Annotated in this window: 20 protein-coding genes, 1 tRNA gene, 1 pseudogene and 1 riboswitch; of the genes and pseudogenes, 14 read left to right on the top strand and 8 right to left on the bottom strand. The window is 66.9% G+C overall.

Annotated features, from left to right (window positions below; translation table 11 throughout):
- Positions 1-15: 15 nt before the first annotated feature.
- A pseudogene (locus ACSQ2F_RS07275) lies at positions 16-204 on the top strand (DUF4158 domain-containing protein); the annotation flags it as partial.
- Positions 205-256: 52 nt separating this feature from the next.
- On the top strand, positions 257-3004 hold the full coding sequence (locus tag ACSQ2F_RS07270; protein ID WP_436021245.1) for a Tn3 family transposase: 2748 nt from the start codon (positions 257-259) through the stop codon (positions 3002-3004).
- A gap of 372 nt (positions 3005-3376) precedes the next feature.
- On the opposite strand, the gene ACSQ2F_RS07265 is transcribed toward ACSQ2F_RS07270, so the two are convergent.
- Positions 3377-4093, bottom strand: coding sequence for a DUF6602 domain-containing protein (locus ACSQ2F_RS07265; protein ID WP_436021243.1), 717 nt, complete (start codon positions 4091-4093; stop codon positions 3377-3379).
- Positions 4090-4968 (bottom strand): nucleotidyltransferase, encoded by an 879-nt coding sequence (locus ACSQ2F_RS07260; RefSeq protein WP_436021241.1) that lies wholly within the window; start codon positions 4966-4968, stop codon positions 4090-4092. Before ACSQ2F_RS07260 ends, ACSQ2F_RS07265 begins: the two co-directional genes overlap by 4 nt.
- Before the next feature lie 242 nt (positions 4969-5210).
- Positions 5211-5313: riboswitch (TPP riboswitch) on the top strand.
- A gap of 131 nt (positions 5314-5444) precedes the next feature.
- On the opposite strand from ACSQ2F_RS07260, the gene ACSQ2F_RS07255 reads away from it, so the two are divergent.
- From ACSQ2F_RS07255 to ACSQ2F_RS07235, 5 genes are all read left to right on the top strand, one after another.
- Entirely contained in the window at positions 5445-7538 is a 2094-nt protein-coding gene (locus tag ACSQ2F_RS07255) for a TonB-dependent siderophore receptor (protein ID WP_436021239.1), read from the top strand.
- Positions 7539-7589: 51 nt separating this feature from the next.
- Positions 7590-7665 (top strand) — tRNA-Asn (locus tag ACSQ2F_RS07250).
- 634 nt (positions 7666-8299) lie between these two features.
- Positions 8300-10657 (top strand): peptidase inhibitor family I36 protein, encoded by a 2358-nt coding sequence (locus ACSQ2F_RS07245; RefSeq protein WP_436021237.1) that lies wholly within the window; start codon positions 8300-8302, stop codon positions 10655-10657.
- Between the two features lie 86 nt (positions 10658-10743).
- Positions 10744-12075: a peptidase inhibitor family I36 protein gene (locus ACSQ2F_RS07240; RefSeq protein WP_436021235.1), complete on the top strand. Its 1332-nt coding sequence runs from the start codon at positions 10744-10746 to the stop codon at positions 12073-12075.
- A 262-nt stretch (positions 12076-12337) separates the two neighbouring features.
- Positions 12338-13750, top strand: a complete 1413-nt coding sequence (locus ACSQ2F_RS07235) for a hypothetical protein (protein WP_436021233.1) — start codon at positions 12338-12340, stop codon at positions 13748-13750.
- A gap of 630 nt (positions 13751-14380) precedes the next feature.
- On the opposite strand, the gene ACSQ2F_RS07230 is transcribed toward ACSQ2F_RS07235, so the two are convergent.
- Positions 14381-14911 (bottom strand): hypothetical protein, encoded by a 531-nt coding sequence (locus tag ACSQ2F_RS07230; RefSeq protein WP_436021231.1) that lies wholly within the window; start codon positions 14909-14911, stop codon positions 14381-14383.
- Positions 14912-15113: 202 nt separating this feature from the next.
- On the opposite strand from ACSQ2F_RS07230, the gene ACSQ2F_RS07225 reads away from it, so the two are divergent.
- Complete coding sequence (locus tag ACSQ2F_RS07225) at positions 15114-15938, top strand: PEP-CTERM sorting domain-containing protein (RefSeq protein ID WP_436021229.1); 825 nt, start codon at positions 15114-15116, stop codon at positions 15936-15938.
- Between the two features lie 33 nt (positions 15939-15971).
- On the opposite strand, the gene ACSQ2F_RS07220 is transcribed toward ACSQ2F_RS07225, so the two are convergent.
- From ACSQ2F_RS07220 to ACSQ2F_RS07210, 3 genes are all read right to left on the bottom strand, one after another.
- Complete coding sequence (locus tag ACSQ2F_RS07220; protein ID WP_436021227.1) at positions 15972-16550, bottom strand: hypothetical protein; 579 nt, start codon at positions 16548-16550, stop codon at positions 15972-15974.
- 102 nt (positions 16551-16652) lie between these two features.
- Positions 16653-16790: a hypothetical protein gene (locus ACSQ2F_RS07215; protein ID WP_436021225.1), complete on the bottom strand. Its 138-nt coding sequence runs from the start codon at positions 16788-16790 to the stop codon at positions 16653-16655.
- A gap of 81 nt (positions 16791-16871) precedes the next feature.
- Positions 16872-17876 carry a LysR family transcriptional regulator gene (locus ACSQ2F_RS07210; RefSeq protein ID WP_436021223.1) on the bottom strand — a complete coding sequence of 335 codons (1005 nt, stop codon included), beginning with the start codon at positions 17874-17876 and terminating at the stop codon, positions 16872-16874.
- Between the two features lie 127 nt (positions 17877-18003).
- Here ACSQ2F_RS07210 and ACSQ2F_RS07205 point away from each other — a divergent pair, with 127 nt between their 5' ends.
- Positions 18004-18837: an alpha/beta hydrolase fold domain-containing protein gene (locus tag ACSQ2F_RS07205; RefSeq protein ID WP_436021221.1), complete on the top strand. Its 834-nt coding sequence runs from the start codon at positions 18004-18006 to the stop codon at positions 18835-18837.
- Here ACSQ2F_RS07205 and ACSQ2F_RS07200 read toward each other — a convergent pair.
- Positions 18824-20254 carry an NAD-dependent succinate-semialdehyde dehydrogenase gene (locus tag ACSQ2F_RS07200; RefSeq protein WP_436021219.1) on the bottom strand — a complete coding sequence of 477 codons (1431 nt, stop codon included), beginning with the start codon at positions 20252-20254 and terminating at the stop codon, positions 18824-18826. The genes ACSQ2F_RS07205 and ACSQ2F_RS07200 overlap by 14 nt on opposite strands.
- Positions 20255-20601: 347 nt before the next feature.
- Here ACSQ2F_RS07200 and ACSQ2F_RS07195 point away from each other — a divergent pair, with 347 nt between their 5' ends.
- The gene (locus tag ACSQ2F_RS07195) at positions 20602-22608 is read left to right on the top strand and encodes a 3'-5' exonuclease (RefSeq protein WP_436021217.1); all 2007 of its coding nucleotides are present in this window, start codon (positions 20602-20604) and stop codon (positions 22606-22608) included.
- 129 nt (positions 22609-22737) lie between these two features.
- Here ACSQ2F_RS07195 and ACSQ2F_RS07190 read toward each other — a convergent pair whose 3' ends face one another.
- Positions 22738-23217, bottom strand: coding sequence for a VOC family protein (locus ACSQ2F_RS07190; protein ID WP_436021215.1), 480 nt, complete (start codon positions 23215-23217; stop codon positions 22738-22740).
- Positions 23218-23481: 264 nt separating this feature from the next.
- On the opposite strand from ACSQ2F_RS07190, the gene ACSQ2F_RS07185 reads away from it, so the two are divergent.
- From ACSQ2F_RS07185 to ACSQ2F_RS07170, 4 genes are read left to right on the top strand one after another with little or no spacing between them, the layout of a single operon-like run.
- Positions 23482-24333, top strand: a complete 852-nt coding sequence (locus ACSQ2F_RS07185) for an STAS domain-containing protein (protein WP_436021213.1) — start codon at positions 23482-23484, stop codon at positions 24331-24333.
- A gap of 11 nt (positions 24334-24344) precedes the next feature.
- A complete protein-coding gene (locus ACSQ2F_RS07180) occupies positions 24345-24731 on the top strand; it encodes an STAS domain-containing protein (protein WP_436021211.1) in 387 nt (128 codons plus the stop codon).
- Positions 24718-25119 carry an anti-sigma regulatory factor gene (locus tag ACSQ2F_RS07175; protein ID WP_436026764.1) on the top strand — a complete coding sequence of 134 codons (402 nt, stop codon included), beginning with the start codon at positions 24718-24720 and terminating at the stop codon, positions 25117-25119. Before ACSQ2F_RS07180 ends, ACSQ2F_RS07175 begins: the two co-directional genes overlap by 14 nt.
- On the top strand, positions 25116-26150 hold the full coding sequence (locus ACSQ2F_RS07170) for an ATP-binding protein (protein WP_436021209.1): 1035 nt from the start codon (positions 25116-25118) through the stop codon (positions 26148-26150). The genes ACSQ2F_RS07175 and ACSQ2F_RS07170 overlap by 4 nt, the downstream gene beginning before the upstream one ends.
- Positions 26151-26153: the final 3 nt, after the last annotated feature.

Raw genomic sequence — 26153 nt, 5'->3', positions numbered from 1 at the left:
TTGCCGGGCGGTCGCATGACCGCCGCCAAGGACACCGCCTATCCGTGCTTCAAACCCGAGCTCTCGACGGCCGAAGTTGAGCGGAACTACACGCCGACGGAAGACGAACTGAATTTCGTGCAGACATTGGTGAAAGGGCCGGCACCGCAAACGGCCATGATGGTCCACCTGAAGATGGTGCAGGTGATGGGCCGGCTCATGAAGCTGCCCGACGTGCCGCAGGTCGTCCGCGATCATATTGCTCGGTGCCTGAAATTTGCGCGGTCACCCAGCGGAGATGGGGCGCTTCGAGCGCGGAGGCAACCGGGCGACCAAGATCCAGAAGCTCCGGGAGTGGTTGGACATCCGGCCCTTGCAGGAGAACGGCTTCGCCTGGCTCAAGCACGTCGCGGAGGAAGCCGCCGAGATCCAGCATTCGGCGGCGGACATCATTAATGTGATGTTGGAGGAGCTGGTTCGGCACCGCTACGAGCTGCCTGCATTCGACACCCTCAAGCGGGCCGCATTCGCCGCCCGAGAAAAGAGCAACGCCCAATATTTCAATGCCATAGCGTCTCAGCTCGGGCCCGAGACCAGGGCCAAGATCGACAAGCTGATGAAGGTCGAGGCGGGCGCTCAGACCAGCGCTTGGCATTCACTCAAGCGTGAGCCGAAGAAGCCTACCGACAAGGAAACCCGGATCTACCTGCATCACATCGAGATGCTGAAAGCGATCGTCGAGACGCTCCCCAAGCCCGACATTCCGATCCCTAAGATGCGCCAGTTCCGGTACATGGCGCGGGCGCTTGACGCCTCGGAGATGGCGGAGCTCAAGGCCCAGAAGCGCTACGCGCTGGCTGTGGTCTTCATTCGGTCGCAGTACTCGAAGTCCCTCGACGACGCGGCTCTCCTGTTCATCAAGATGCTCGGCCGACTGGAGAACCTGGCGCGCACCAAGCTGCTGCTCCACCAGGAGGGACGGGCAGAGAAGGTCGACAGCCTGGTCGAGTTGCTGTTGAACGTCATGCAGGCCTACACGATCGACGGCACCGCGGATCAGCGCGTCACCGCGATCGACAGCTCGCTGACTTGGGACGTCGATGTGGTGATCAAGGAGTGCCTGGACCACCTGGCGTATGCGGGCAAGAACTACTTGCCGTTTCTGGCAGAGCCCTACAGGTTCGTCCGCGCCCAGCTGCTGAACTGCCTACTGGTCGCCGACCCGAAATCCAGCAGCAACGACCGTGTCACCGACCGGCTGCTATCGGCGCTGCGCCAGCTCAAGCCCAGCCGGGCCGAGCGGGTCACCCTGGAAGAGCTGCAGTTGGTTGACAAGCGCGACTTCGCCTGGATGCCGCAGCAGTGGAAGAAGCTTGTCTTCCTCAAATCGGCCGATGCTGGCAAGCCCGATGTGCTGCACCGGCGCTTCTTCGAGATCGCCGTCCTGCAGATGATCCGCGACGAGTTGAAGTCAGGCGACCTGGTGGTGCGCTTCGGCGAGCAGTTCGACGACTACCGCGAGCAGCTGGTCGACGAGGAGACGTATGAGCGGGAGCTGCCCCGGTATGCCGAGGTTACGGAGCTGGACACCGATCCCGCCGCCTTCTGTGAGGCCCTGAAGGACGAGATGCTGGCCGAGTCATGGAAACTCGACAAAGCCTGGCCGGAGAATACTCACGCCGAGATCGTTGACGGGCGTCTGTCGCTGAAGAAGCCGCCGAAGGAGTTGCCGCATCCCGACGCCGCAGGGCTGCAGGAGGAACTCGACAAGCGACTGCGGCCGGTAGGCGTCATCGACGTGCTGATGGCCGTTGAGAACTGGCTGGGCTTGCACAAGATGTTCAAGCCGCTGGCCGGCACGGAGAGCCGCCTGGAGGACCTGCGCGTGCGGGTCATCATGGTCCTGTTCTGCTATGGCTGCAATCTCGGGCCCGCGCAGTTGTCGCGGTCGATCCGCAGCCTCAGCGCCAAGCAGCTGGCCTGGATCAACCTCAAGTACGTCACCGAGGATCTGCTGGAGAAGGTGACAGCCAAGGTCATCGAAAAGTTCAGCGAGTTCGAGCTGCCGAGCTATTGGGGAACCGGGGAGCACGCGTCCGCCGATGGCACGCGGTTCAACCTCTATGAGCGCAACCTGCTCAGCGAATACCACATCCGCTACGGCGCGTACGGCGGCATCCAGTACACCCGGGTGTCGGACCGCTTTATCGCGCTGTTCAGCCACTTCATCAGCTGCGGCACCTACGAGGGTCTTTTCATCTTCGACCACCTGAACGTCGACGAGTCGGATAAGCCGTCCCTCCAGCCCAGCAAGTTGCACGGGGACACTCACCAGCAAAGCTACGCCGCGTTCGCGATGTCCAAGCTGATCGGAGTGCAGCTTATGCCGCGGATCCGAGCCATCCACAACCTTGACTTCTTCAGGCCGACCAAGACGGTCAAGTACGAGAACATCGACGGCATCTTCAAGGGCACGATCGACTGGAATCTGATCGAAACGCACTTGCCGATGATGTTCAGGATCGGCGTGTCCATCAAACAGGGACGGCTGACGCCTTCGACCATCCTGCGCCGCCTGGGGACGCACAGCCGCAAGAACAAGCTGTACTTCGCGTTCCAGGAGCTGGGCAAGGTCCTGCGCACGATCTTCCTGCTCAAGTACATCGGCGACGTCGACCTTCGCCGGTTCATCAACGCGGAAACGAACAAGAGCGAGCAGTTCAACGGCTTCCTCAAGCTCAGCTTTTTCGGCAATGGGGGCGTGATCGCCGAGAACGTGCGGCACGAACAGCAGAAGGTCATGAAGTTCGCCAACCTCATGGCCAACATGCTGATGCTCTACACGGTGCACGACATGGAGCGCGTCATCCGGGAACTGAGGGACGAGGGCTTCCCGATAACTCCGGAATTGCTCGGCAAGCTGAACCCCTACAGGCTCGGGCACATCAACTTGCTGGGCGACTACGCAGTTGACCGGCGCCGGCGTATCGCGGAACTGATCCTCGCTCCCATCCTAGCCAGCTGAACGAGAGAACTGGCATCGCGGATGCGAGCTTGGATTTCTGAATTTATCTTCGACGACAACGGGTTAAGTTGGTTTTGGCGTGAAATCACATGAATCCCGGCCGACCCTCCTGAAGGAAATCGAGGCCGACGAAGGGGGTACGGCCGTCCCTCAGGTCGTGATGCTCGATCAGTTTTGCTTCGTGGACGCTAAGGTCGACTAAGATGCCGGTCAGGGATTGCCGATGGATTACTCTGTCTTCATCAGTTATTTAGCAGGCGCGGCCGCGCTGGTTGCTTGCTCGATCGGGGCGATTTTTTGGCTTGTCCAACACGAAAGTCGACGCGTGGACAAGCGTCTTGATGATCTTCTGAACGAGCGATAACAGCGCGCTCACGGAATCTGCATTGCATAGGCGCGGACATCGAGCATTGGGACCGTGCCAAGTTCTTGCAATCTGGCTATCAGTTCGAACAGAAACTTGGTCGCGGCGCGGGTACCCGGCTGCAGGACATAGTCGTTGCCATTCCTCGAGAAAGTGCCCGCGTCGGCGATGCAGCCGAGGTCAAGCACGCCGTCGTCTGGACCATGCCCCAGGTGCCCGGCCAAGGTCTCGCCTAGAGGCGGCTTCCAAGCGCAGCTCAAGGTGAGCAGCCCGGCCAGGATGTGCCCTGGGTCCTTCGCCGGCCGCACCCCGTCTACGGTTGGGACCGGCATGCTAGTCCGGCGCAAGCAGCGAACACTGGCCGCCTTTTTCTGCGCATAGCCCACGGTTTCGCTGGAGGCGTCCTGTTTCGCCTCGAAGACTGCATAGACGCTTTCGGCAGGCACAAACAGCGCCTCCTTGAAACTGAAGACCAGAGGCGAGTACTGCCGATCATGCACCACCACATCGATCTGGTCGCTGAAAGCACCCTGGCTGTCGACGACGTGGGCCTTGCTGACAATGTAGCGGCTAGGCAGATACCGGCGGAGCAGTTCGATCCAAACCGTTTCGCTCGCATCCCCCTTGTCAGTCGGATGGTTCAGCGCCTGCCGGGCCGTCCGGAGTTCGGCCTCCACCTGCCCATGTAGGTGCTCCAGCAAGGTTGGCAACGTCGGGTTGCTCATTTGACGATCTCCGCCCACGTCTTCGCCTGCAGTGTGCGCTGGGCCGTCGACTTGATGGCCGCTTTCTCACCCGGGGTCAGATCGTCAGAGATCACGTTACTGCCGTTCGCTGGGTCGACGAAGCGGCTGGTTGCGAAGTCGCTCGCCAGGTATTGCAGTACGGCCCAGATGCGAGAGGACAAGCCGCTGCCGCTGGTGTTCTTCAACGCCTCGATCACGGCCAGCTCGAGGCAAAAGGACGGACAGTTCAAGCCGTTCTGGGTGCGCCACAGCTTGAGAATGCGTGACTCCATCAACCGGTTGTGGGACAGCACATGGTCAACGTGCGTGCGGACGTTCGTCTTTGTCCAGGTGTCAGCTTTGCGCCGGTACAGGCTGTGGTCAAGCGTTAGGAAGGTCTGCTGCTTGCCTGGCACAAGGTCGACGTCGGCGCCACCGATGCGTAGACCTATCGACACGTTCTGACGCCGTGGGTTGTGGCCTAGATTTTTCAACGCGTTGAAAAGCGACTCGTAGATGTCCTTGAGCGTTTCCCGAGTGTCGGGCGACAACGAAAGAAAAAGGTCGATGTCGGTGCCGCTCCTGTTCGCCGTGCCCTTGGCGAACGAACCGCTCGGGTTCACGCCCTGCAGGTACTGTCCGCCCCACTGCCGAAGCACGGGGATGAGCACGTCGCGTGCTCGCCAGACGGGAGAGGTGGCCGAGGTGTCCACGTTTTCCCTGGCCAAGATGCTGAAAAGATAATCATCTGCGGTCACCGAGCTCTCCCCATTCTTTTCAAAGCGGGCAAGCTGCCGCGCAGCACCGGCCAGGAAAAGGATTCCCGTCCCATGTTGACCTCGGCGCGTTAGCCGGACGCCCGCAACCTGTTTCAACACCGGTTAGTCGACTTCACCGATGGACACGTCGCCTCTTTTCCTCGGGCGAATCGTCCACTAATCCGCAATCGTAGTGGACGCATCGAAGAAGTTGGGCTCTTGCTTGCCACGGGCGTGGATGTGTCCATGTCTTCGCAAGCGCCGAATGTTCGGCTACGTCTACCAGTTTCGTCACCCGGGCAGGGCTGCGGATTATGAGCGATCGCACTCTGCGATAATCCGCCCTGCTGCGCTTGGCGCAGCTCCGCTGGGGGTGTTGGTCCGGTTCGCCGGTCCGACTGAGAGAGTCCCTTTGAACCTGATTGAGGTAATCCTCGCGCAGGGAAGCCATTGCCGAAGGGGCTCGTTCCGCCGATCCATCGCCCCGGTGCCGCGCTCCCTGCCGTCGATCGAGCAACACGATGGCACACGCACACGCTTCTTCCCCGTCTCCCCGTTTCACGCATCGCCGCCGGGCCATCGCGCTCGCATGCATGACCACCGCCACCACGCTCGCGCAGGCGCAAGCGCAGTCCGCCGCGCCGCCCACCACGCTGCAGCCGCTGGTCGTCAAGGCCCAGGCGCCGGTGCCTGTCACCGGACTCACCGGCTTCGGCGACGTGCCACTCGTGTCGGTGCCGATGCAGACCACCGTGATCGGCCGTGACCAACTGGAGGAATCGCAGGCGCGGCGGCTCGCCGACATCCTGGTGTACGAGGCCTCGGCCACCGATGCCTACAACTCGCCAGGCTATTGGGACTACATCTCGGTGCGCGGCTTCACGCTGGACCAGCGCCACAACTACCGTCGTGAGGGCCTGCCGATCTCGGCGGAGACGGTGATCTCGCTGCGCAACAAGGAGCGGGTGGAGATACTCAAGGGCACAAGCGGGATCCAGTCCGGCACGAGTTCGCCGGGCGGCATCATCAACTACATCGTCAAGCGCCCGACCACAACGCCCCTTCGCCAGGGCACCCTGAGCACGGGTGAGCGTGGCAATCTCGGCGCTGCCATCGACCTGAGTGACCGTGCAGGTCAAGACGGCGCATTCGGGTACCGCCTCAATTTCGCCTACGACAACCGCAAGCCCGATATCGATCATTACGACCACCTCGAAGCGAGCCTCGCCGCCCTGGCGGTCGACTGGCGTATCGCTCCCGATTCGCTCCTGGAGGCCGAAGTGGAGTGGTCACGACAAGTTGGCAAGAGCCTGCCGGGGCACAGCCTGACGGGCGACCGGCTGCCGTCGGTGCGGGGCCCCGACAACCTCAACAACCAGCCATGGAGCCTGCCCAACAGGTTCGACGGAGTCACAGGCACGCTGCGCTTTCGGCAAGGCTTCGGAAACCGGTGGAGCTGGTTGAGCGAACTGAGCAGCCAGCAACTGGAAACCGACGATCGGCTGGCCTACCCGTACGGCTTCAATTGCGGAGTGGATGGCGGCTTCTGCGACCGATACGGCCCGAACGGCGAGTACGACGTCTACGACTTTCGCAGCGAGAACGAGCGTCGACGCACCCACGTTGCCCAAACGGCCCTGCAGGGCAAGGTCGACGCTGCGGGTTTGCGTCACACGCTGAACGTGGGCGTTCAGTACAGCCGTCGACTCGTCGACGCCAACCCGGGTTCGAACAACTATGTGGGCACCGGCAACATCGACGGCAGCCTCGTCACGCCGGCCGACCCGACGGCCGGCGAGCCAGGCACGGACAGCCGTGAGCACGCCATCGAGTGGTTCGCGACGGACGCCATCGACTGGGGCCACGGCATCACCACCTGGTTGGGGCTGCGGCACACGAGGATGCACCGTTTCAGCGTCGGCACGGATGGCGCGGACCCGTTGCCCAGCGCCGACGGCATCACGACGCCCTGGGTCGCCGGTTCCTACGAATGGAGGCCACGCCAGCATGTCTATCTGAGCTGGGGCGAAGGGGCCGAGTCGTATGTGGTCCCCGGCGCCGTCGGCCAGAGCGACTACACGAACGGCGGCCAAGTCCTCACGGCAAAGACCAAGCAATGGGAACTGGGCACCAAAGGCGAACATGGGCCCACAGCGTGGAACCTGGCCTACTTCGACGTGAATCGCCCGCACCCGGACGAATCCGGGGCCACCTACCGATTCGATGGTGGCCAGCATCACCGCGGTATCGACGGCAACATCAGCCATGCCGCCGGGCCGTGGCAGGTTCAACTCGGCGCCATGTTGCTGAAGGCTCGCCGTGAGGGCGCAGCCGAACCTGGCGCCAACGGTCGCCAGCCCGTCAACGTGCCCAAGCACACGCTGCGTGCCCAGGTCCGCTACCGCGTGGACGCCCTGCCCGGCCTCGGTCTGATGGCGCACGTCGCGCACGAGGGCCGACGCAATGTGCTCGACGACGGCTCCATCGAACTGCCCTCATGGACGCGCACGGACATCGGCGCCAGCTACGCACACAAGCTGGGGGGCAGCAACCTGACGTGGAACCTGGGGGTGCGCAACGTCTTCGACCGACGCGCCTGGAAGGAGTCTCCCACCCAGTTCGGCCACGTCTACCTGTTCCCGATGGAGGCACGCACCGTTCTCCTGTCTTTGATGGCTGAAATTTAAGAAAGCACTTGCCACGCAAGCCCGTTTATGGGCTATACTGCGAGGCTCGATTCCTCAATAGCTCAGTCGGTAGAGCGCCGGACTGTTAATCCGTAGGTCCCTGGTTCGAGCCCAGGTTGAGGAGCCAAACAAAGCAAGGCCCTAGCGATTCACATCGCTAGGGCCTTTGTCTTTCCGGGGTGCGGTTCCGTACCGCTGAGCGCCCCTCCCTGCCGGCCCTCCGCCGACCATCGCCTTCGTCACACTCGCCGTCCGCGACGTTCGCACCGGAGTGCCGCGCGCCGCGGTGAGCCGACGTGCCGGATTTACCGCTCGCTCGGGCAAACAGCTGCCCGAAGGTGGGCGGGCGCCATCGCGCGAGGCGCTGCCGCCCCCCGGTCGGTGACGCCGGGATCGACCCCCCTGCCTTGCCTCCGGCCTTCCGTGCCGCCCACGGCCACCAGCACGTGCTGCCGACTTTGTGTCTGGCTGTGGCTGCACGCCGTCTCCCGCGCGCAGACGCCCACCTCGGTGAGCAGCACGCCCAGACGTCCGCCCCACCGAACACCCGCATACAAATCAGCGACTCAACAGAGGGCAACTCCTGATCCGTGATACTTCTCACAAACTGGAATCGGTTCCATGATGGCGGTCCGGCAGGAGTGACGCCGGACCAAGAGGCACCCGTCCCGTTCGCGACCACGACAACCGACGGGTGCGGCCGCGCAAGCCCCGCTTGCGTTTCGCACGCCGACCCGGCGTCCCATCCGAGGAACCGACCCATGATCCGATCCCGTTCGACACCCGCAGGCCGCTCGTCGCGCCCCGCCGGCACCGCACGTCCGGCCGCCTGGTGGTGGCTGAGTGCCGCCCTGGCGAGCAGCCTTGCCCTGCCCGCCCATGCCGCCGACTACACGGACGGGGTGGCCGTCTCTGGCAACACCGCGACCCTGTGGTTCAAGAGCACGGTCAACACGACCTGGGTGGACGCCCACTACACCGTCAACGGCGGGGGGCAGACCAACGTCCGGATGGCCTATTCGGCGGCCAACGCGCGTCACGAGCAGCCCGTCACGGTGGCCAGCGGCAACGTGCTGAGCTACTCGTTCACCTACAACAACGGCACACCGGCCTATGACACGCCGCCGAAGTCGTACACCGTGGGCGGCCCCACCGACCCGGCGCCCACAGGTATCGCCTGCTTCTACGAGCATGCCAACTACGTCGGCGCCTCGTTCTGTGCCGACGGCAGCAGTACCTACGTGGGCGCCGCCTGGAACGACCGCATCTCCTCGGTGAAGGTGCGCGGCGGGTACCAGGTGCAGGTGTTCGACAACGCCAACCATGGCGGTCGGGCGATCGTGCTGACGGGCGACACCGCGAGTCTCGCGACCGGTAACTTCAACGACATCACGTCGTCCTTCAAGCTCGCCCCCACCGGCGACGGACTGCCCACGTCGGACACGCCGGACTTCGGGCCCCACGTGTCGATCTTCGATCCGACCACGCCGGTCACCACCATCCAGGCCAAGCTCGACGCCGCCTTCAACGCCCAGTTGCGCAGCCCCACGGCGCAGTTCGGCGCGCAGCGCGACACCTTCTTCTTCAAGCCCGGCCGCTACAACGGCGTCTACGCCAACCTCGGCTTTTACACGGCCATCGTCGGCCTGGGCCAGAACCCGGATGACGTCACCTTGCAAGGGGCGATCAATGTCGACAGCGGCTGGAACTACGGCGACGTGTCGAACGCCACCCAGAACTTCTGGCGCTCCGCCGAGAACGTGGCGTTGATTCCTTCCGGCGGCACCAACCGCTGGGCCGTCTCACAGGCTGCGCCCATGCGCCGCATCCACATCATCGGCAACCTGCACCTCGGGCCATCCAACCAGGATCACGGTCAAGGCTACGCGAGCGGCGGTTACATCGCCGACAGCAAGGTGGACGGCTCCATCTCGTCGGGCTCCCAGCAGCAGTGGTACACCCGGGACAGCAGCATCGGCGTCTGGTACGACGGCGTGTGGAACATGGTGTTCTCCGGCGTGACGGGCGCACCCGCGAACGCCTTCCCGACGCCGCCGCACACCACCCTGGCCACCACCCCGGTGTCGCGCGAGAAGCCCTACCTGTACATCGACAGCGCGGGCAAGTACCGCGTGTTCGTGCCTGCCCTGCGCACCAACGCCGCAGGTGCCAGCTGGGCCAACGGCCCCACGGCCGGCAGTTCCATCCCGATGAGCCAGTTCTACGTCGCCAAGCCCGGCGACTCGGCGGCCCGCCTGAACGCCGCGCTGGCGCAGGGTCTCCACCTCTTCTTCACGCCCGGCACCTACCACCTCGAAGACACCATCCGCGTGACGCGCGCCAACACCGTGGTGCTCGGCATCGGGTTCCCGACGCTCGTGCCGGACAAGGGCGTCAATGCCATGTCGGTGGCCGACGTCGACGGCGTGAAGCTAGCGGGACTGCTGTTCGACGCCGGCACGGTCAACAGCCAGGCGCTGCTCACCGTCGGTCCCGCCGGCGCGTCGGCGCGCCACGCCGCGAATCCGACCACGGTGCAGGATGTCTTCTTCCGCATCGGGGGTGCGGTGGCCGGCAAGGCGACGAACAGCCTCATCGTCAACAGCCACGACACCATCATCGACCACATCTGGGCCTGGCGCGCCGACCACGGCAGCTTCCCCACCGGCTGGACGGTGAACCCGGCCGACACCGGCGTCGTCGTCAATGGCAACCATGTGCTCGCCACCGGACTGTTCGTCGAGCACTACCAGAAGTACCAGGTGATCTGGAACGGCCAGAACGGCCGGACGATCTTCTTCCAGAGCGAGATGCCGTACGACCCGCCGAACCAGTCCACGTGGCGCAGCGACGCCCTGGGCTACGCCGCGTACAAGGTGGCCGATTCAGTGACCTCGCACGAGGCCTGGGGCGTGGGGGCGTACTGCTTCTTCAACATCGACCCGACGATCCACGCAGGCCGGGGCTTCGAGGTGCCGACGGTGCCGGGCGTTCGCCTGCACAGCGCCTTCACCGTCTCGCTCGGCGGGGTGGGCGTGATCGACCATGTGGTGAACAACACCGGCGGCGCGGCACAAGGCGTGTCGACGGTGCCCGTCAACATCGTTCACTTCCCTTGATCGCCCGTCGCTGACCTGGGCCCGCTGCGCGCGCGTGGCGGGCCCTTTTTCTTCTCCTTTCTTCTTTCCTGTTGCCGGATACGCCCATGACCTCCTTCACCAGACTGAACTGGCGTGGCACCCTCGCGATCGTCTCCTTGCTCGGCGCCGCGACCGCTGGCCATGCGGCCGACGGCGTCTGCCTCTTCGAGCACGTCAACTACCAGGGCGCCTCCTGGTGCACCGATGCGGACGTTGCCTACGTCGGTTCCGCATGGAACGACCGCGCCTCGTCCGTCAAGGTCCGCAGCGGGCACGAGGCCGAGCTGTACCAGCATGCCAACCACGCCGGCCGCAGCATCAAGCTGACCGGCGACACGCCCAACCTCGTCGCGCTGCAGTTCAACGACAGCCTGTCGTCCCTGCGATTGACGAAGCCCGATGCGGCCTGCAACGCGAGCAGCTGGACCCCGGGCGTGAACTACCCGCTCGGCACGGTGGTGAAGTACCTTCCGACGGGCGGCCACTACAAGGTGGTCAACGTCACCGCCAACGGGAGCGATGGCACCAACCCCACCATCAGCACCTGGTACTGGGCACCCACAAGCTGTGGCGCACCGCCCGCTGGCGGGCTGCCCGCCAAGGTCGTCGCCGGCTACTACCCGGACTGGAAGCCGGCACCGCTGCGCATCCGCGACATGAACCCGCGCTACAACGTGATCTACCTGTTCGCGGCCCGTCCGCTCGGTGGCTCACCCGGCACAACGGGTGCCGTCACGTGGACCGCACCGGGCGATGGCCGCGGCGCCGCCACGCACCTCGTGGCCGACATCCAGCACGCGCGCACGGTCCAGAAGCGCAAGATCATGCTGTCGGTCGGTGGCGCGGGCCAGGGGATGAACTTCTCCAACCGCGCGAAGTCGCGCGCCTTCGTCGACAGCATCGTGGCCATCCACACCCGGCTCGGCGGCATCGACGGCCTCGACTGGAACACCTTCGAGGCCGACCAGGCGCCGGACACGGCCGAGATGATCTGGATCAGCCTCGAGCTCAAGCGCCTCTTCCCGGGCTTCATCATCAGCGCGCCCCCGGCCCCGTGGAAGGCGGTCGACAAGGCCTTCTGCAAGCAGATGGTCGACGCGGGCGCCATGGACTACTGCGCGCCGCAGTACTACGACGGCCCCGACCTCGCCAACCCCGACTACGTGGTGAACAACGTCAAGGAGTGGGTGGCCCTGCTGGGTGCGGAGCGGGTGGTGGTCGGCTTCGGCATCAACCGCGCCACGAACTACATGACGGCCGAACAGGCCGTGGCCACCTGGAAGCGCGTAGCGGCCAACCATCCCGGCATCCGCGGCGGCTTCGACTGGGAAACCAGCACCGATGAGGAACAAGGGTGGCCCTTCGCGAACGGGGTCGGGCCGCTGATCAATCCTTGAGGTGACACCGGAGCGCCAGCGTGCCGCAATACGCTGGCGCCTCCCGATGGGCATCGCGTCAATGAGCAGCCGGAGATTCGCCGGACGGCGCGCACCACCACTGATTCCGGCCGATTCGCCAGCGCGCACGGAGCTTCGCATCGCCCAAATCCACGACGCGCGCGCGCTCCCAACATGGGCACCCCATGCACCGATGCCACGCATCGCGCTCCGTTCCGGGGACGCGACGGCCAAGCGGTCGCATGCAGCCAGGGAGCTTTCCATGTCCGGGATCCAGAACACCACCGATCTTCATCGCACCTCCAGCCAGGCCAGCATCTCCACGCCGCAGCCGACCGACACGACGCCGACGCCGAAGCCGCACAGCAAGACGCGGGACGTCGCCGCCGGCTCGCCTCATGGCCGCACGTCACCGTCCTCCTCACGGCCGCCACAACGCGCGCTGCCGACCGCCGCCACGCCCGAGATCGCGCCCGCCAGCACGGCGCTGTCGATCCGCTCGGTGCACTCCGCGCGCGAGGCCGCAGCGGAGCAGGCTGCGGCCCATTTCGACACCCTCCTCCAGGCCGGTCAGGCACGCAAGCTGACTGACAAGGACGTCATCAACGCCGTGCTGTTCCAGGCCTTGTCGGTGGGCGGTGGTGCCGCCTTCGCCTTCGGCCTGGGCCGCTCGCTCGGGGCTGACGTGGCCGAGATGATCGTGCGGGCCGCATTCGGCTCGCCTCAACTGGCGGGCGTGGGGCCTGACACCACGCAGTTCGGCGAGTCGGACCGCCAGACGGCCATGATGCTCACCAATGCCGTGGCGCGCTGGGTCGGCGCCACGGTGGGCGGCGGCATCGGCGCCGCCGTGGGCAACGTGGCGGCCCCCCGCATGGCCACGATGACCGGCAAGCAATTGCTGCCCGTACCGGCCAATGAACTGGTGCCCGACCATGTCGCCCAGCTGCTCAAGCCGGATGGCACCCCGTATGGCACCGAGGGCGTGGCGCAGCTGCGGGCCGAGGTCGCTGCGGCCCAGAAGGAATACGGCGCCGTCGGCGGCGGCACGCACATCCATGCCGGCGAGCTGGCCTTCGGCGCAGAGAACGCATTGCGCGGCCTGGGCCAAGGCAAGCAGCCGATGGGCGCACCGGTCGATGCGACGGTGTCCACGGTCGTGTCGGCCACCGCGGGCGCGGCAACCGGAGCCTATGCCGCCTTCGAGATGGCCCGCCATCGCCTGCAGGTGCCTGATGCCCGCCATAGCGGTCCGGGCTCGGCGCCCCTGGTCGGCGTGCCCACGTTCCGTCCGGGCGATCCGGCGCCCATCCCCGATCGCTTTACCGGACCGACCGCCGGGCACACGGCCCTGAATATTGCCGCGGGCACCGGCGACCGCATCGCCCAGATGGCGAAGGCCACCCTGCCCCTCGGGGCTGCCAACGTCACCGGCACCGCGATGGCAGCCGCCCTTCCCGAGACCCCCGGGGACATCGGCCACCGGGTCGTGCAGGCAACGGAGTCGGGGGCCGGGGTTGCTGCCGCGGTGTCGCCCTGGTTCCAGGCCCAGCCGGGCATTCTTGCGAAGGACAAGGCCCGCATCGCCGCGCAACAGCAGCGGGCCGACGATGTGGAGATGGGCCGGCGCGATCCTGCGCCGGAGGGCTCGGCCGCAGTCCCTCGCAACGGCTGATCACGACGCAAGGGCGGCGTGCCGACCAACGGTACTGCCCCGGCACGCTGCCCTCGCATCTTCCGACAAGCAGGAAGGCCGCCGATCGAACCGGCGACTGCCGCCACCGTGGCCGGGGCCACGGGCCCGACCGCAACGGAAGCGGTCGTTCGCTGGCCCGGCCACCTCGAGCGCGCTCGAAGCGGCACCGATCCATGCCGCCCATCCGTTCTCGGGTGGCAATCCGCAGCGGCGATGGCATGAGCGGGTTCGACTGGCGCGACGGAAAACCGGAGTACGGACGCAGCGGGCCTCCTTCGAGCAATTCTTCGAGCTCGACCTCGGAACGACGTTAGGCGACTGGCATTACCCCCCCGCTCCTCAAGCGTCCCTTCACGCAGTGGCCGGGCGGTTACCTACAGGGCGTGCAGATCGATGCCACACGGGCCGGCTGCACCAACGTGGGATTCGTTGAGCCAGACCTCCGCCAATGGCGCCAGCTACGCCTACAGCTTCACCATCGACCGCCTGGTTCGCATGGCGCCCGTGCCGGAACCTGAAACGTAGGTCATGCTGCTCGATGGCCTCGCCTTGACGGGTGCCGTGGCACCGCCTCGATCGACACCGCAGGGCCCGTCCGCTGCCCGCAGGTCAGCCAGCCGTGGGGTTCCCGCCGCGCCGTCTCGGGAACCGTCCCCATGCGCCGATGATGCCGATGGCGGCGCACCAGAGGGCGGCAAGCGCCGGTTCCGGAACCGGTGTCGCGATCGCGCTGAACCGCAGGAGGCCCTCGTAGCTGCTTCGCGTGCCCGGGATCACAGCGCTCGGCGTGCCGAAGATGCGAAAGTCGTAGTCACCCGGCCCCAGCACGATGGGCGACAGGACGACATCGCGCGCCCGAAACGGAAAGTCGGGCCGGTCCTGGGCATGCGCCTCCGCCAGCGGCGTCCCGCCCGCCCACAACGTCGCATCCATGTCGTTGATCCAGAACCAGTTGCTTGGCGGGGTGCTCACCGAGGCCGAGAAGCTCAGGCGCACGCCCGGCGCAACCGTGAAACTGTGGTGGTCCACGAAGGGGTCGAGCGTGCGGCCCTCGACGCTGAACTCGGCCGGGGCGGTGATCTCCCCCAGCGGGGCGGCCATCGACGGCGCGGCCCCGACCAGGCACAGCAGCAGCGGCACGGTCCGTGCGATCACTTTGGAATCCGTTCTCATGGGTGCTCCCGGCCAGGACGCGGCGAGACTGCGGCGCCCCTACAAACGTAGGCGCTCGGGCGCCGCGCGTCAACGCCGACACGTTCGAAGCCGATGTTGCTAGGGATGGCATCCGGGGCCGCGGCGCCTAGAGTCTTGAAGCCGCGACCCGCGGTCCGGGAGAATGGTCATGCTCACCTTGCGATCCCTTGCCCTTTGCGTCCTTCTGGGCGCCGCCACCTTCCCCGCTTCCGCGTCCAGCCCCCCGCCCCCGTGGTGGCGAGCGCCGATCCTGCCCCAGGTGTTTCACTTCTCCGGCGAGATCGCCCCGACCGTGCTGCGCGACGGCGTGCAGGTCGAGGCCGACAACTCCGTACCAGCCAGTTGGCTAGGCGGCGAGGTGCACGGGTCCTTCACGTTGATCCCGAATCGTGCTGAGAAGCTGGAGGGTTACGACACCTTTGAATGGACCGACGGCGTTCCGGATTACCGGCGCAGCGGCAATTGGTTCAACGTCAGCATCACGAACCCCGACGGCAGCACCTTCACCATGCCGGCCGACGCTCCGAACCCCTCTCCGATGGGCCCCGACAGCAGCGGCCGCATCTTCGGAGATTCAGGCGATGACCTGGACAATCGCGACTGGATCCAGGAGTCGCTGGAGATCGAACGCACTTTTTCCAACGCATCATTCGAGCAGGCGTTCAGGATCAACCTCGAGACGACCTTCGCCGCCTGGCCGAACGTGCCGGCCTTGCTCAGTTTTCCGTTTCCACAGGGGTATAGCGGCGGTCGGCTGGCCGGGGTACAGATCGACGCATCCCAGGCCGGCTACACCAACGTCGGCTCGCTGAGCCAGGTGGCCGCCAACGGGCAGAGCTACGCCTACAGCTTCACCATCAACCGCCTCGTGCACATGGCGCCGGTGCCCGAGCCCGAGACGTGGGCGATGTTGATGGCCGGGGTGGCCGTGGCGGGCGTCGGCGCCCGCAGGCGCGCGCGTCCCTCCACCTGACCCGGACTCCGGCACTGCCGGAGTCACAGGGGCTCACCCCCCGTGGCGCATGCCCTCGGCTTTGGCCGGAGGTGAGCCGGATCGTGCCCTCGCGAACGCGCCCAGCGCCGCAAGCGAGGTCAACCACAGCAGCACGCTCTCCGGCTCCGGCACCGGCGCCGCCACCGCGCTGAAGCGCAGCGTGCCGCTGTAGCTGCTGCCGATGCCGGGATAGGCTGCGACGGGTGTGCCGAACACGCGCAAGCTGTAGCTCCCGGGGCCGAGAACGATGGCTGCCAGGCTGACGTCCTGTGCGGGAAAGGGTGCGCCTGGCCGGTCCCGCGCATCGGCCTCGGCCAGCAGCCTGCCGTCGGACCACAGTTCGGCGTCGATGTCGGGAATCCAGAACCGGTTGCTCGGCGGCGTTCCGAGCATCGCCGAGAAGCTCAGGCGCACGCCATCGGCCACGGTGAAACCATGGCTGTCCACGAACGGGTCGATTCCCCCGCCGCCGACCTCGAACTCGATGGGCTCGCTGACCACCCCGAGCGGAATCGACGCGGCGCCAGCAAGCGGCGCCATCCACAGTGCCGCCAGCGTGGCGGCAAGCCGAAGCCGGGTGCGCGCCTGCATGTTGATCTCCCCCGGGGCCGCCCCGGCCAGCCTTCAACAGTAGGCGGGCGTGACGCCGTCGTCAATGTGATGTTCGTCCGCAAGACGCACGAGCCCGGTCCGTCAGCGGGTAGCGGGCAGCGCCACGACCGCCGCACGTGCGGCCGGCGGTGCGGGAGTCGCCTCCAGGGTGGTGGCAACGACGGCACCCCAGAGCGCAAGCATCCCGAGACTCATGACGATTTCGACCCAGACTTTCATGCCACGTACTGTAGGCAGCCGGAGCGTCGGGATAAAGCCGTCCTGGCGGAACACGTTGTTCCGCTTCGGCACCCCAATCGGTCAGCTCAGCGCCACGGCGGCGGCGTCCTGCGGGGTCGTTGCAGTGCTGGCAGCCAGGGGCTCGTCAGCGACGGGCCGCCCGGGCAAGGTGCTCTTTCGCTGCAGGAGGTCATGCGCCGCGAACAGCTCCACGATCCAGTCGACGAACACACGCACCTTCGCGCTGAGGTGCCGGTTCGGCGGGTACACCACATGGATCGGCACCGAAGGCGCCTGCCAGTCGGGCAGCACCAGCTCGAGCACCCCTTCACCGATGGCCTGCTGCACCAGAAACGAGGGCGCGCAGCCGATGCCCAGCCCCGCCTTCACGCCCGCCACCGCGGCATTGGTGTCGTTGAAGGAAATGCTGCGTGCGCCCTCGGCCTGCACGACGTCCTCGCCCTTGCTCAGGGCGAACGGGTAGAGCCGTCCGGACGGCAGCTGCACTGCCCGGATGAGCGTGTGGCCGATGCGCAGGTCGTCGGGATGGCGCGGCACCCCGTGCACGCCCAGATAGCCCGGCGTGGCGCAGCCCACCATGTGCACATCGCCCACGCGACGGGCGATCAGCGACTGGTCCCGGACCTCGCCGCCGCGCACCACGCAGTCGATGTTGTCGCCGATGAGGTCGACCGACCGGTCGCCCACGCCGATCTCCAGATCGATGTCGGGATAGCGGGCGCGAAAGTCCGGCAGTGCCGGCACGATCACGCCCACGCCGAGGGAGCCCGGCAGGTCGATCTTCAGACGTCCCTTGGGAGCGCTCCGTGCCGCTGTGACACTGGCCTCCAGTTCATCGATCTCACCGAGCAGGCGGCTCGCACGGTCGTAGTAGGCCGCGCCCTCCGACGTCACGCTCACGCGCCGCGTCGTGCGGTTGAGCAGGCGCACCGACAAGTGCTCCTCGAGCGACTGGATGAGCCGCGTCACGGTGGGCTTGGGCAGTTGCATGGACTCGGCCGCCTTCACGAAGGTGCCTGACTCCACCACCCGCAGGAAGGCCTGCATCGCCTGTAACTTGTCCATCCTGCCCTCCGCCCGTCTTGTTGGGGCCGATTATTGCGTCGGCGCAATTCAGCATGAGCGCGCAGGTGCTTTTCGGCGGCTGGCCGGCAGGGTATCGTTCAAGCATGTTGTCCACTGCGCGTGCCCGATGACCGACCTCGCCCTGCAGACTGCCACTTCGTCCGCCGCTGGCGGCCACTCCACCGACCACCGCGTCGACCTGGCCGGCCGCGCTGTCACGGTCCGCGTGTACGGCGATCCCCACGCGAGCCTGCCCCAGGCGCTCGTGCTGCATTTCCATGGCGGCACGTTCACGAACGGGTCGCTGGACGATGGGGGTTCCTTTGCCCGCCTGCTCGCCGCGGCCGGGGCGCTGGTGGCCTCGGTCGACTACCCGTTGGCGCCGGCGCATCCCTTCCCTGAGGCCGTCGACACGGGCTTTGCCGCGCTTGACTGGCTGCGCGGCCTTCGCGGCCGGCGCCACGGCACCGCCACGCCGGTGTACGTGGCCGGCGAAGAAGCCGGCGGCAACATTGCCGCGGCCGTGGCGCTCATGGTGCGGGACCGCAGTCCCGGGCTGCTGGCGGGTCAGATGCTGATGGCCCCGTTGCTCGACCCGTGCATGGGTTCGGCCACTTCGCGTGCAGCGGGCGTCGGTGCGGGCAATTGCCCGGTCGGCTGCGGCTGGCGCGAGTACCTGTCGAGGCCGGCCGACATCAGCCATCCGTATGCGGCGCCCGCCGTGGCGGTGCGCCTCGCCGGCATGCCGCCGGCCCTCATCGTCTCGTTCCCCGGCCACCCGCTGCGCGAGGACGCACACCGCTATGCAGCGCGCCTCGCCGAGACCGGCGTGCCGGCCCGTGAGGTCGAGCTTGCGACCGACCCGCGTCGCAACGGTGGCACCTGGGAGCCTGCCGCGCTCGACGCGCTCCGCCAGTTCATGCAACCGGCGGAACGCAACCGCCGCGTCAAAGCTCAGTGACGAACTTGGTCGTGAGGTAGCCTTCGAAGGTCTCGGTGCCGCCCTCGCTGCCGATGCCGCTGTCCTTGATCCCGCCGAACGGCGTCTCCGACAGTGCCATGCCGAAATGGTTGATGTTCACCATGCCGGCCTCCAGGCCCGCTGCCACCTGCTTGGCAGTCTTCAGCGAGTTGGTGAAGGCATAGGACGCCAGGCCGAACGGCAGGCTGTTGGCGCGGCGCAGGCCTTCTTCCACGTCCTTGAAGCGGACGACCGGTGCGATCGGGCCGAACGGCTCCTCGGTCATCAGCATGGCGTCGTCGTTCAGGTCGGTGACGACGGTCGGCGCGAAGAAGCTGCCCACCGTGCCGATGCGCTCGCCCCCGGTGACCACCTTGGCGCCCCGGCGGCTCGCGTCGTCCACGAAGGACTGCATCGCCGTCACGCGGCGGTCGTGCGCGAGCGGGCCCATCTGCGTGCCCTGCGCCAGGCCGTCACCGACCTTCACGCCCTTCATCACGTCGACGAATTTCGCGAGGAACCGGTCGTAGGCCTTCTCCTGGACGAAGAAGCGCGTCGGCGACACGCACACCTGTCCGGCATTGCGCAGCTTCGTGCGGGCGAGCATCTCGGCGGCCGGCTCGATGTCGGCGTCGTCGAACACCAGCACCGGCGAGTGGCCACCCAGTTCCATGGTGACCCGCTTCATGTGCAGGCCAGCCAGCGAAGCGAGCTGCTTGCCGACCGGCACCGACCCCGTGAAGGAGATCTTGCGCACGATGGGCGACTCGATCAGGTACTTGGACACCTCGCTCGGCACGCCCCAGACGATGTTGAGCACGCCCGGAGGCAGCCCGGCGTCCTGGAACAGCTCGGCCAGGGCGACGACGGCGCTCGGAGAGTCTTCCGGGCCTTTCAGGATGAGCGTGCAGCCGGCACCGATGGCCGCCACCATCTTGCGAATCGCCTGGTTGAACGGGAAATTCCACGGCGTGAAGGCGGCGCAGACGCCCACCGGCTCCTTGACGACGAACTGGCGCACGTTGGGGTTGCGGGCCGGAATGACGCGACCATAGATGCGGCGCGCTTCCTCGGCGTGCCACTCGGCGTGCTCGGCGCAGCTGCGCACCTCGGCGATGGCCTCGGCCAGCGGCTTGCCCTGGTCGAGCGTGATGTTGCGGGCGATGGCCTCCGCCCGCTCGCGCGTGAGCGCGGCCACCTTGCGCAGGATGTTGGAGCGGTCGAGCGGAGAGGACTTGCGCCAGGTCTCGAAGGCCTTGGCAGCGGATTCGAGGGCGAGGTCCAGGTCAGCCTTGGAGGCGTGCGGCAGGCTGCCGACCACCTCCTGGGTGGCCGGGTTGAACACGTCCTGCGTCTTGCGGTCCTCGCCGGAGAGAAACTTGCCGTTGATGTACAGGGACAGCTGGGGATACGACATGGCGGCTCCGGGCAAAGAAGGGTGAAGGAAGGGATGTCGGGTGGAATCCGATGATTCTGACCCAGATCCATTTCACCTGCTGTCCATGCGGGCGGCGCCAAAAAGCCGGCGCCCCAAAAGCAAAGGGCCACCCCAGGTGGCCCTTGCTGCCCCGGAATCCGCACGGAGTGCGGCAACGGGTTCTCGGCGTCGGTGACGGGTTCCGAAATCTGCCCAGTGATGCAGCCGGTCTTTCGCCTTGAAGACATCAGTGTAGGCCCGAGCCGGCCCGGCAGTCCATCGAAATGCAGCCGTTTCGCCCCCCGATTCAAAGGGGAGCGTCCGTCCCTGCGGCCACAATTGCGACCATGCACGCTTCTGCGCACCCCGCGTCCGGCCCCCGCTTCATCCCCGAGACGCTTCACCCGACCGCCGAGCAGGTGGCCATCCAGACCGCCCGCGACAAGTACATCGTGGTGGAGGCCAACGCCGGTGCAGCCAAGACCACCACCCTCGCCTTGCGCATGGCGGAGTCCGCCCAATGGGGCATCCCGCCCGAGAAAATCGTGGCCCTCACGTACACCCTGCCGGCGTGCGACGCCCTGCGCGGCGCGCTGCGGCGGCTCGGCGTGCCGTACGAGACGGCACGGCGCTTTCGCATCGGCACCTTCGAGCAGTTCGCCAGTGCGGTGCTCAAGCGCATCGAAGGCGGCACGCCCGAACTGCTCGACACCCCACAGGCCCTTCGTCCCCATGTGCTGCAGGCCCTGCAGCACGTGGAAGACAACCCCGAGGAGCGCCACCCCGATCACCTGCTCTTCCCCGCCGCCGGCGACGCCATGGTCGAGGAGTTCCTGCAGCAGGGCATGCACCTCAAGGGCACGATGCAGCTCGACGTCGAGCTGGCCGAAGGCAGCATCACGCCCGACTCGGCCGAGGCCCTGGGCCGCAACTACGCCCTGCTCAAGGCCTTCCGCATCTACGAGAACCAGCGCCGCCGCGGCTCGGTCGACCACCCGCTCTTCCGCGGGCCGGGCGACGCCACCTACGACCTGGCCCAGCTCATCTGGACCGACAACCTCGAGCCCGAGGCGCCCGGTTGGCCGGTCGGCATCCGCACCCTGGTACTGGACGAGATGCACGACATGAACCACAGCATGTACGTGATCCTCGACCGCATCCTCACCAGCAACCGCGACGCCTTCTTCTGCGGCGCCGGTGACCGCGACCAGGTCATTCACAAGGTGGCGGGCGCCGACGCCCGCTTCATGGGCGATGCCCTCGAAGACGCCGGACGCCGCCGCGTGCGGCGCTTTCCCCTCACCGCCAGCTACCGCTTCGGGCCGTCGCTCGCGTGCGCGGCATCCCGGCTCGCGGACAAGCCCTACGCCTCCGAAGTGCCGGCCGACACCGCCATCATGGCCGCCGCCTACGCCGGGCCGGGCCAGTGCGAGGCGGCCATCGTCGCGGCGGCACAGGCATGGCAGGCGCAGGGCCGCAAGGCGCGGATGTCCGAGTTCGCGGTGCTGCTGCGGCATGGGCATCAGTCCGTGCTGCTCGAGAACGCCCTGCTCCAGGCCGGCCTGCCCTATGTCACGGCCGGGTTCGACAGCTACCTCGTGCGTCCCGAAATCCTCCTGGTGCGCGGCCTGCTCGCCGTGGCCACCGGCGACTTCTCCAGCATCGACGACCCTGACACCCGCCGCCGCATCGTCGAGGCCTTCGTCTTCTTCGGCGACATCACCATCTCCACCCGCGACGGTGACGAGACGGATGCCATCGCTCTGCTCAGACAAGCCGTTCGTGCCGTCACGGACGACCCCTCGATCCTGCCCCTCTTCTTCGAGAACCAGGTGCTGCGCAATGCCGCACCGGCCGTCCGCCGTCGACTTGAAGCCGCGGTGGCCGTGGCCCGCGCGCATGCCGGCGACGGCCTGCTGGACGCAATGCTGGCCGCCCTGCAGCCCCGCGACCTGGCCGCTCGCGTGCTGGTGGGCGCAGCGGCCCTGCGCGCCGTCGAGGCGAACCTTGCAGGTTTGCAGCGCTCAGCCCGTGGCCACGCCTCGGCCATGGCGTTCTTCCACAGTCTCAACGAGGCCGAACGCCTGCAGCGTGAGCGCCGTCAGTCCGACTGCCTCGTACTGGCCCAGGTCGAGGCGACGAAGGGGCTCGAGTACGACCACGTCGTGCTGCCCTACCTGCGCCACGACACCTTCCCCGACCGCGACACCCCGCTCGCCGAGGAGCGCAACCTGTTCTACGTGGCCATCACCCGGGCCCGTCGCAAGATCACCCTGCTGGCGCATGCCGATGCACCGAGCCGGTTCCTCGCCGACGCCGGTTGGAAGCTGCCATCCGGGCCGGCGGCCGATTGAGTCCGTGAGAACCGGCGGGGGCGCCGCACGCCGCCGCACGCTCGGGCAGCGCTGGTCCGCACCGTCGGCTCAGCCCGAGGCCCGTGCGCGCCGGCCAGGCGTACCCAGCCGGCTCCACTGCAGACGCGCTCAGCCGCGTCGGGCCGCTTCGATCGCGGCGATGTCGATCTTGCCCATCGTCATCATGGCGTCGAAGGCGCGCTTGGCTGCCGCACGGTCGGGGTCGGCGATGGCGGCGGTCAGTGCCCGGGGCGTGATCTGCCACGAGATGCCCCATTTGTCCTTGCACCAACCACATTGGCTTTCCTGGCCGCCGTTGCTCACGATGGCATCCCAGAGCCGATCGGTCTCGGCCTGGTCGTCCGTCGCCACCTGGAACGAGAACGCCTCGTCGTGCTGGAACTGGGGCCCGCCATTGAGCCCGAGGCACGGGATGCCCATCACGGTGAACTCCACCGTCAGGACATCGCCGTCCTTGCCCGCCGGGTAGTCGCCGGGCGCCCGATACACCGTGCCCACGGTGCTGTCCGGAAACACCTTCGCATAGAACCTCGCGGCCTCCTCGGCCTCGCGGTCGTACCAGAGGCAGATCGTGTTCTTGCTGACCATGTCCGCTCCCATGTGATGAAGAACCGCATTCTCTTGGCCAGGGCTGCAGCGTGCAATTCGCATCCCAAACCCCTTCCGACCGGATGGCACCCAGCCATGCAGGACCCGGTTCGCGGACTCAAGGCGACTCCCGCGAATCGGTGCTCGGTCAGTGATGCGCGTAGGCCCTTCGACGCTAGCGGTTACCATGGCCTACGCTCAACCTCCCCAACCGGCCGCGGTGTTACGTGGCGAGCCGTCCACCTCTCCTACCTCCACACCCGCATGACGCCGATCACCACCAGCCTTGACGCACTGCTCACCGAAGAACGCGAAGCAGTGCTTTCCGAATGGCTTGCCAGCATGCGGCACGGTACCGCCCGCACCATCAGCGGACACGACGCACAGGAAGCCGCCACGATTCTCGACGCCGTGATCCGCGGCGTTCGAGCCGGAGGCGAGCCCGCTCGTTTCGAGGCCGATCCGTGGTCCGCGCTGCGCTCAGCGCTGAGCGACGTGTCGGCCACCCGCGCAGCCCAGGGCGCCTCGAGCGGCGAGACCAGCCGCTTCGTGCTCGCGATGAAGAAGCCCATCTTCGAGCGGGTTCCCCCCCGCCTCGGCAGCGACGCAGCAAGCATCACGGCGGCCCTGTGGTGGATCTCCGAACTGCTCGACCACGCGGCCCAGCACACGGTGGATGCCTACCAGCGCACCCGCGAGGAGATCATCGTTCGCCAGCAGGACGAACTGCTCGAGCTGTCCACCCCCGTGGTCAAGCTGTGGGACGGCGTGCTCGCCGTTCCGATGATCGGCACGCTTGACAGCTCGCGCACCCAGCACGTCATGGAGTCGCTGCTGCAGCGCATCGTCGAGACGGGCTCGGAGCTCGCCATCATCGACATCACCGGCGTGCCGACCGTTGACACCCTCGTCGCCCAGCACCTGCTGAAGACTGTGACCGCCATTCGCCTGATGGGTGCCGACTGCATCATCAGCGGCATCCGCCCCCAGATTGCGCAGACCATCGTCCACCTGGGCATCGACCTGCAGGGCATCGTCACCAAGGCCTCCCTGGCCGACGCCCTGGCCCTCGCCCTCAAGCAGAGCGGCTACGTCGTCACGCGTCCCAAGGCCTGACAGGAGCACCCGTGGATCGCATTCCCATTCTTCGGATGGGCCAGTGTCTGCTGGTCACCATCCAGGTCGACATGCAGGACCAGACGGCGCTCGCGCTGCAAGATGACCTCTCCGAGAAGATCCAGGCCACCGGCGCCAACGGCGTGCTCATCGACATCTCGGCGCTGGAGATCGTCGACTCCTTCATCGGCCGCATGCTGGCGAGCATCTCCGGCATTGCCCGCGTGCTCGACGCCACGACGGTGGTGGTGGGCATGCAGCCCGCCGTGGCGATCACCCTGGTCGAACTCGGCTTGTCCCTGCCCGGTGTGCGCACGGCTCTCAACGTGGAACGCGGCATGCAGCTGCTGACCGCACAGTCGAAGGAGCCGCCCCTTGACGGCCATGACGACGCGTGAAGGCTCGATGCCGCTGCGTTCCGAGCACGACATCGTCATGTGCCGGCAGACTGCTCGCAAGCTGACCCAGGAACTCAAGTTCTCCCTGGTCGACCAGACCAAGATGATCACCGCCGCCAGCGAGCTTTCACGCAACACCGTGGTGTACGGCGGCGGCGGCGAGATGCGCTGGGAGATCGTCAGCAACGGCATCCGTCAGGGCCTGCGACTTCACTTCGAGGACAAGGGACCGGGCATTCCGGACGTGAAGCAGGCCCTGACCGACGGCTGGACGTCCGGCAGCGGTCTCGGCGTCGGGCTCTCCGGAAGCAAGCGCCTCGTCAACGAGTTCGAGATCCGCACCGAGGTCGGGGTCGGCACCTGCGTGTCGATCACGCGCTGGAAATGATCGGCGGCTCGGTTCACCAGGCCATCGATGTCGGCGACCCGAGCTGCGTCGGCGAGGTCCGGCGCGCCGCGACCCGCCTCGCCCACACGCTCGGCTTCGATGACGTCGCCACTGGACGGGTGGCGATCGTCGCGAACGAGCTCGCCAACAACCTCGTTCGCCACGCCTCGGGCGGTCGCGTCCTGCTGGCCGCACTGGGCCCGGCCGGTCCGGGGGCGCGCGTGCAGTTCCTGTCGCTCGACCGCGGACCCGGCATTGCCGATGTCGCCGGTTCGCTCGCCGACGGCTACTCGACCGCCGGCACGCCCGGCACCGGGCTCGGCGCAGTTCGTCGCATGTCGATGCGATTCGACCTGTTCTCACTCCGTTCCGTGGGCACGGTCGTCCTGGCCCAGGTGGGGCCGGGGCTTCCCGACTCGACGCGGACCGATGCGTCGGACGCGGTCGAGCTGGCGGCCATCCGGCTGTGTGCCCCGGGCGAAACGGTTTGCGGCGACAACTGGTCGGCGCGCCGCAAGGACGGACAGGTCACGGTGCTGATGGCCGATGGCCTCGGTCACGGTCCGCAGGCACAGCAGGCTGCCGATGAAGCGGTGGCTCTGTTCGAGCAACATGTGGACGAAGCGCCAGCCGTGCTGCTCGACCGTCTGCACGGAGGCCTGCGTGGCACCCGCGGCGCGGCGGTCGCCCTCATCGAGGCGGACGGCGACGCAGTCCCCGGCACGCTGCGGTTCGGCGGCCTCGGAAATATCGCCGGGCGCGTCATTTCCGGCATATCAGACCGGTCGCTGATGTCGCAGCACGGCACCGCCGGCGTCCAGGCGCGCCGCGCACAGGAAGTGGCCTACGAATGGCCCGCCCACGCAGTGGTCGTGCTTCACTCGGACGGCTTCCTGACACGATGGACGCTCAACGAAGCGCGTGGCGTGCTGCGCCATCATCCTGCCGTCATTGCGGGCTGGATCGCCCGCGAGAACATTCGCGGCCGTGATGACGCGACCATCGTCGTCTTCCGCCGCCGGGAGGGATGATGG

The sequence above is a fragment of the Rhizobacter sp. LjRoot28 genome, from assembly GCF_964253025.1.
In the GTDB taxonomy this organism is placed as follows: domain Bacteria; phylum Pseudomonadota; class Gammaproteobacteria; order Burkholderiales; family Burkholderiaceae_C; genus Rhizobacter.
The sequence above is the reverse complement of the archived record's forward strand: the minus strand, read 5'-3'. Positions and strand labels throughout refer to the sequence as shown.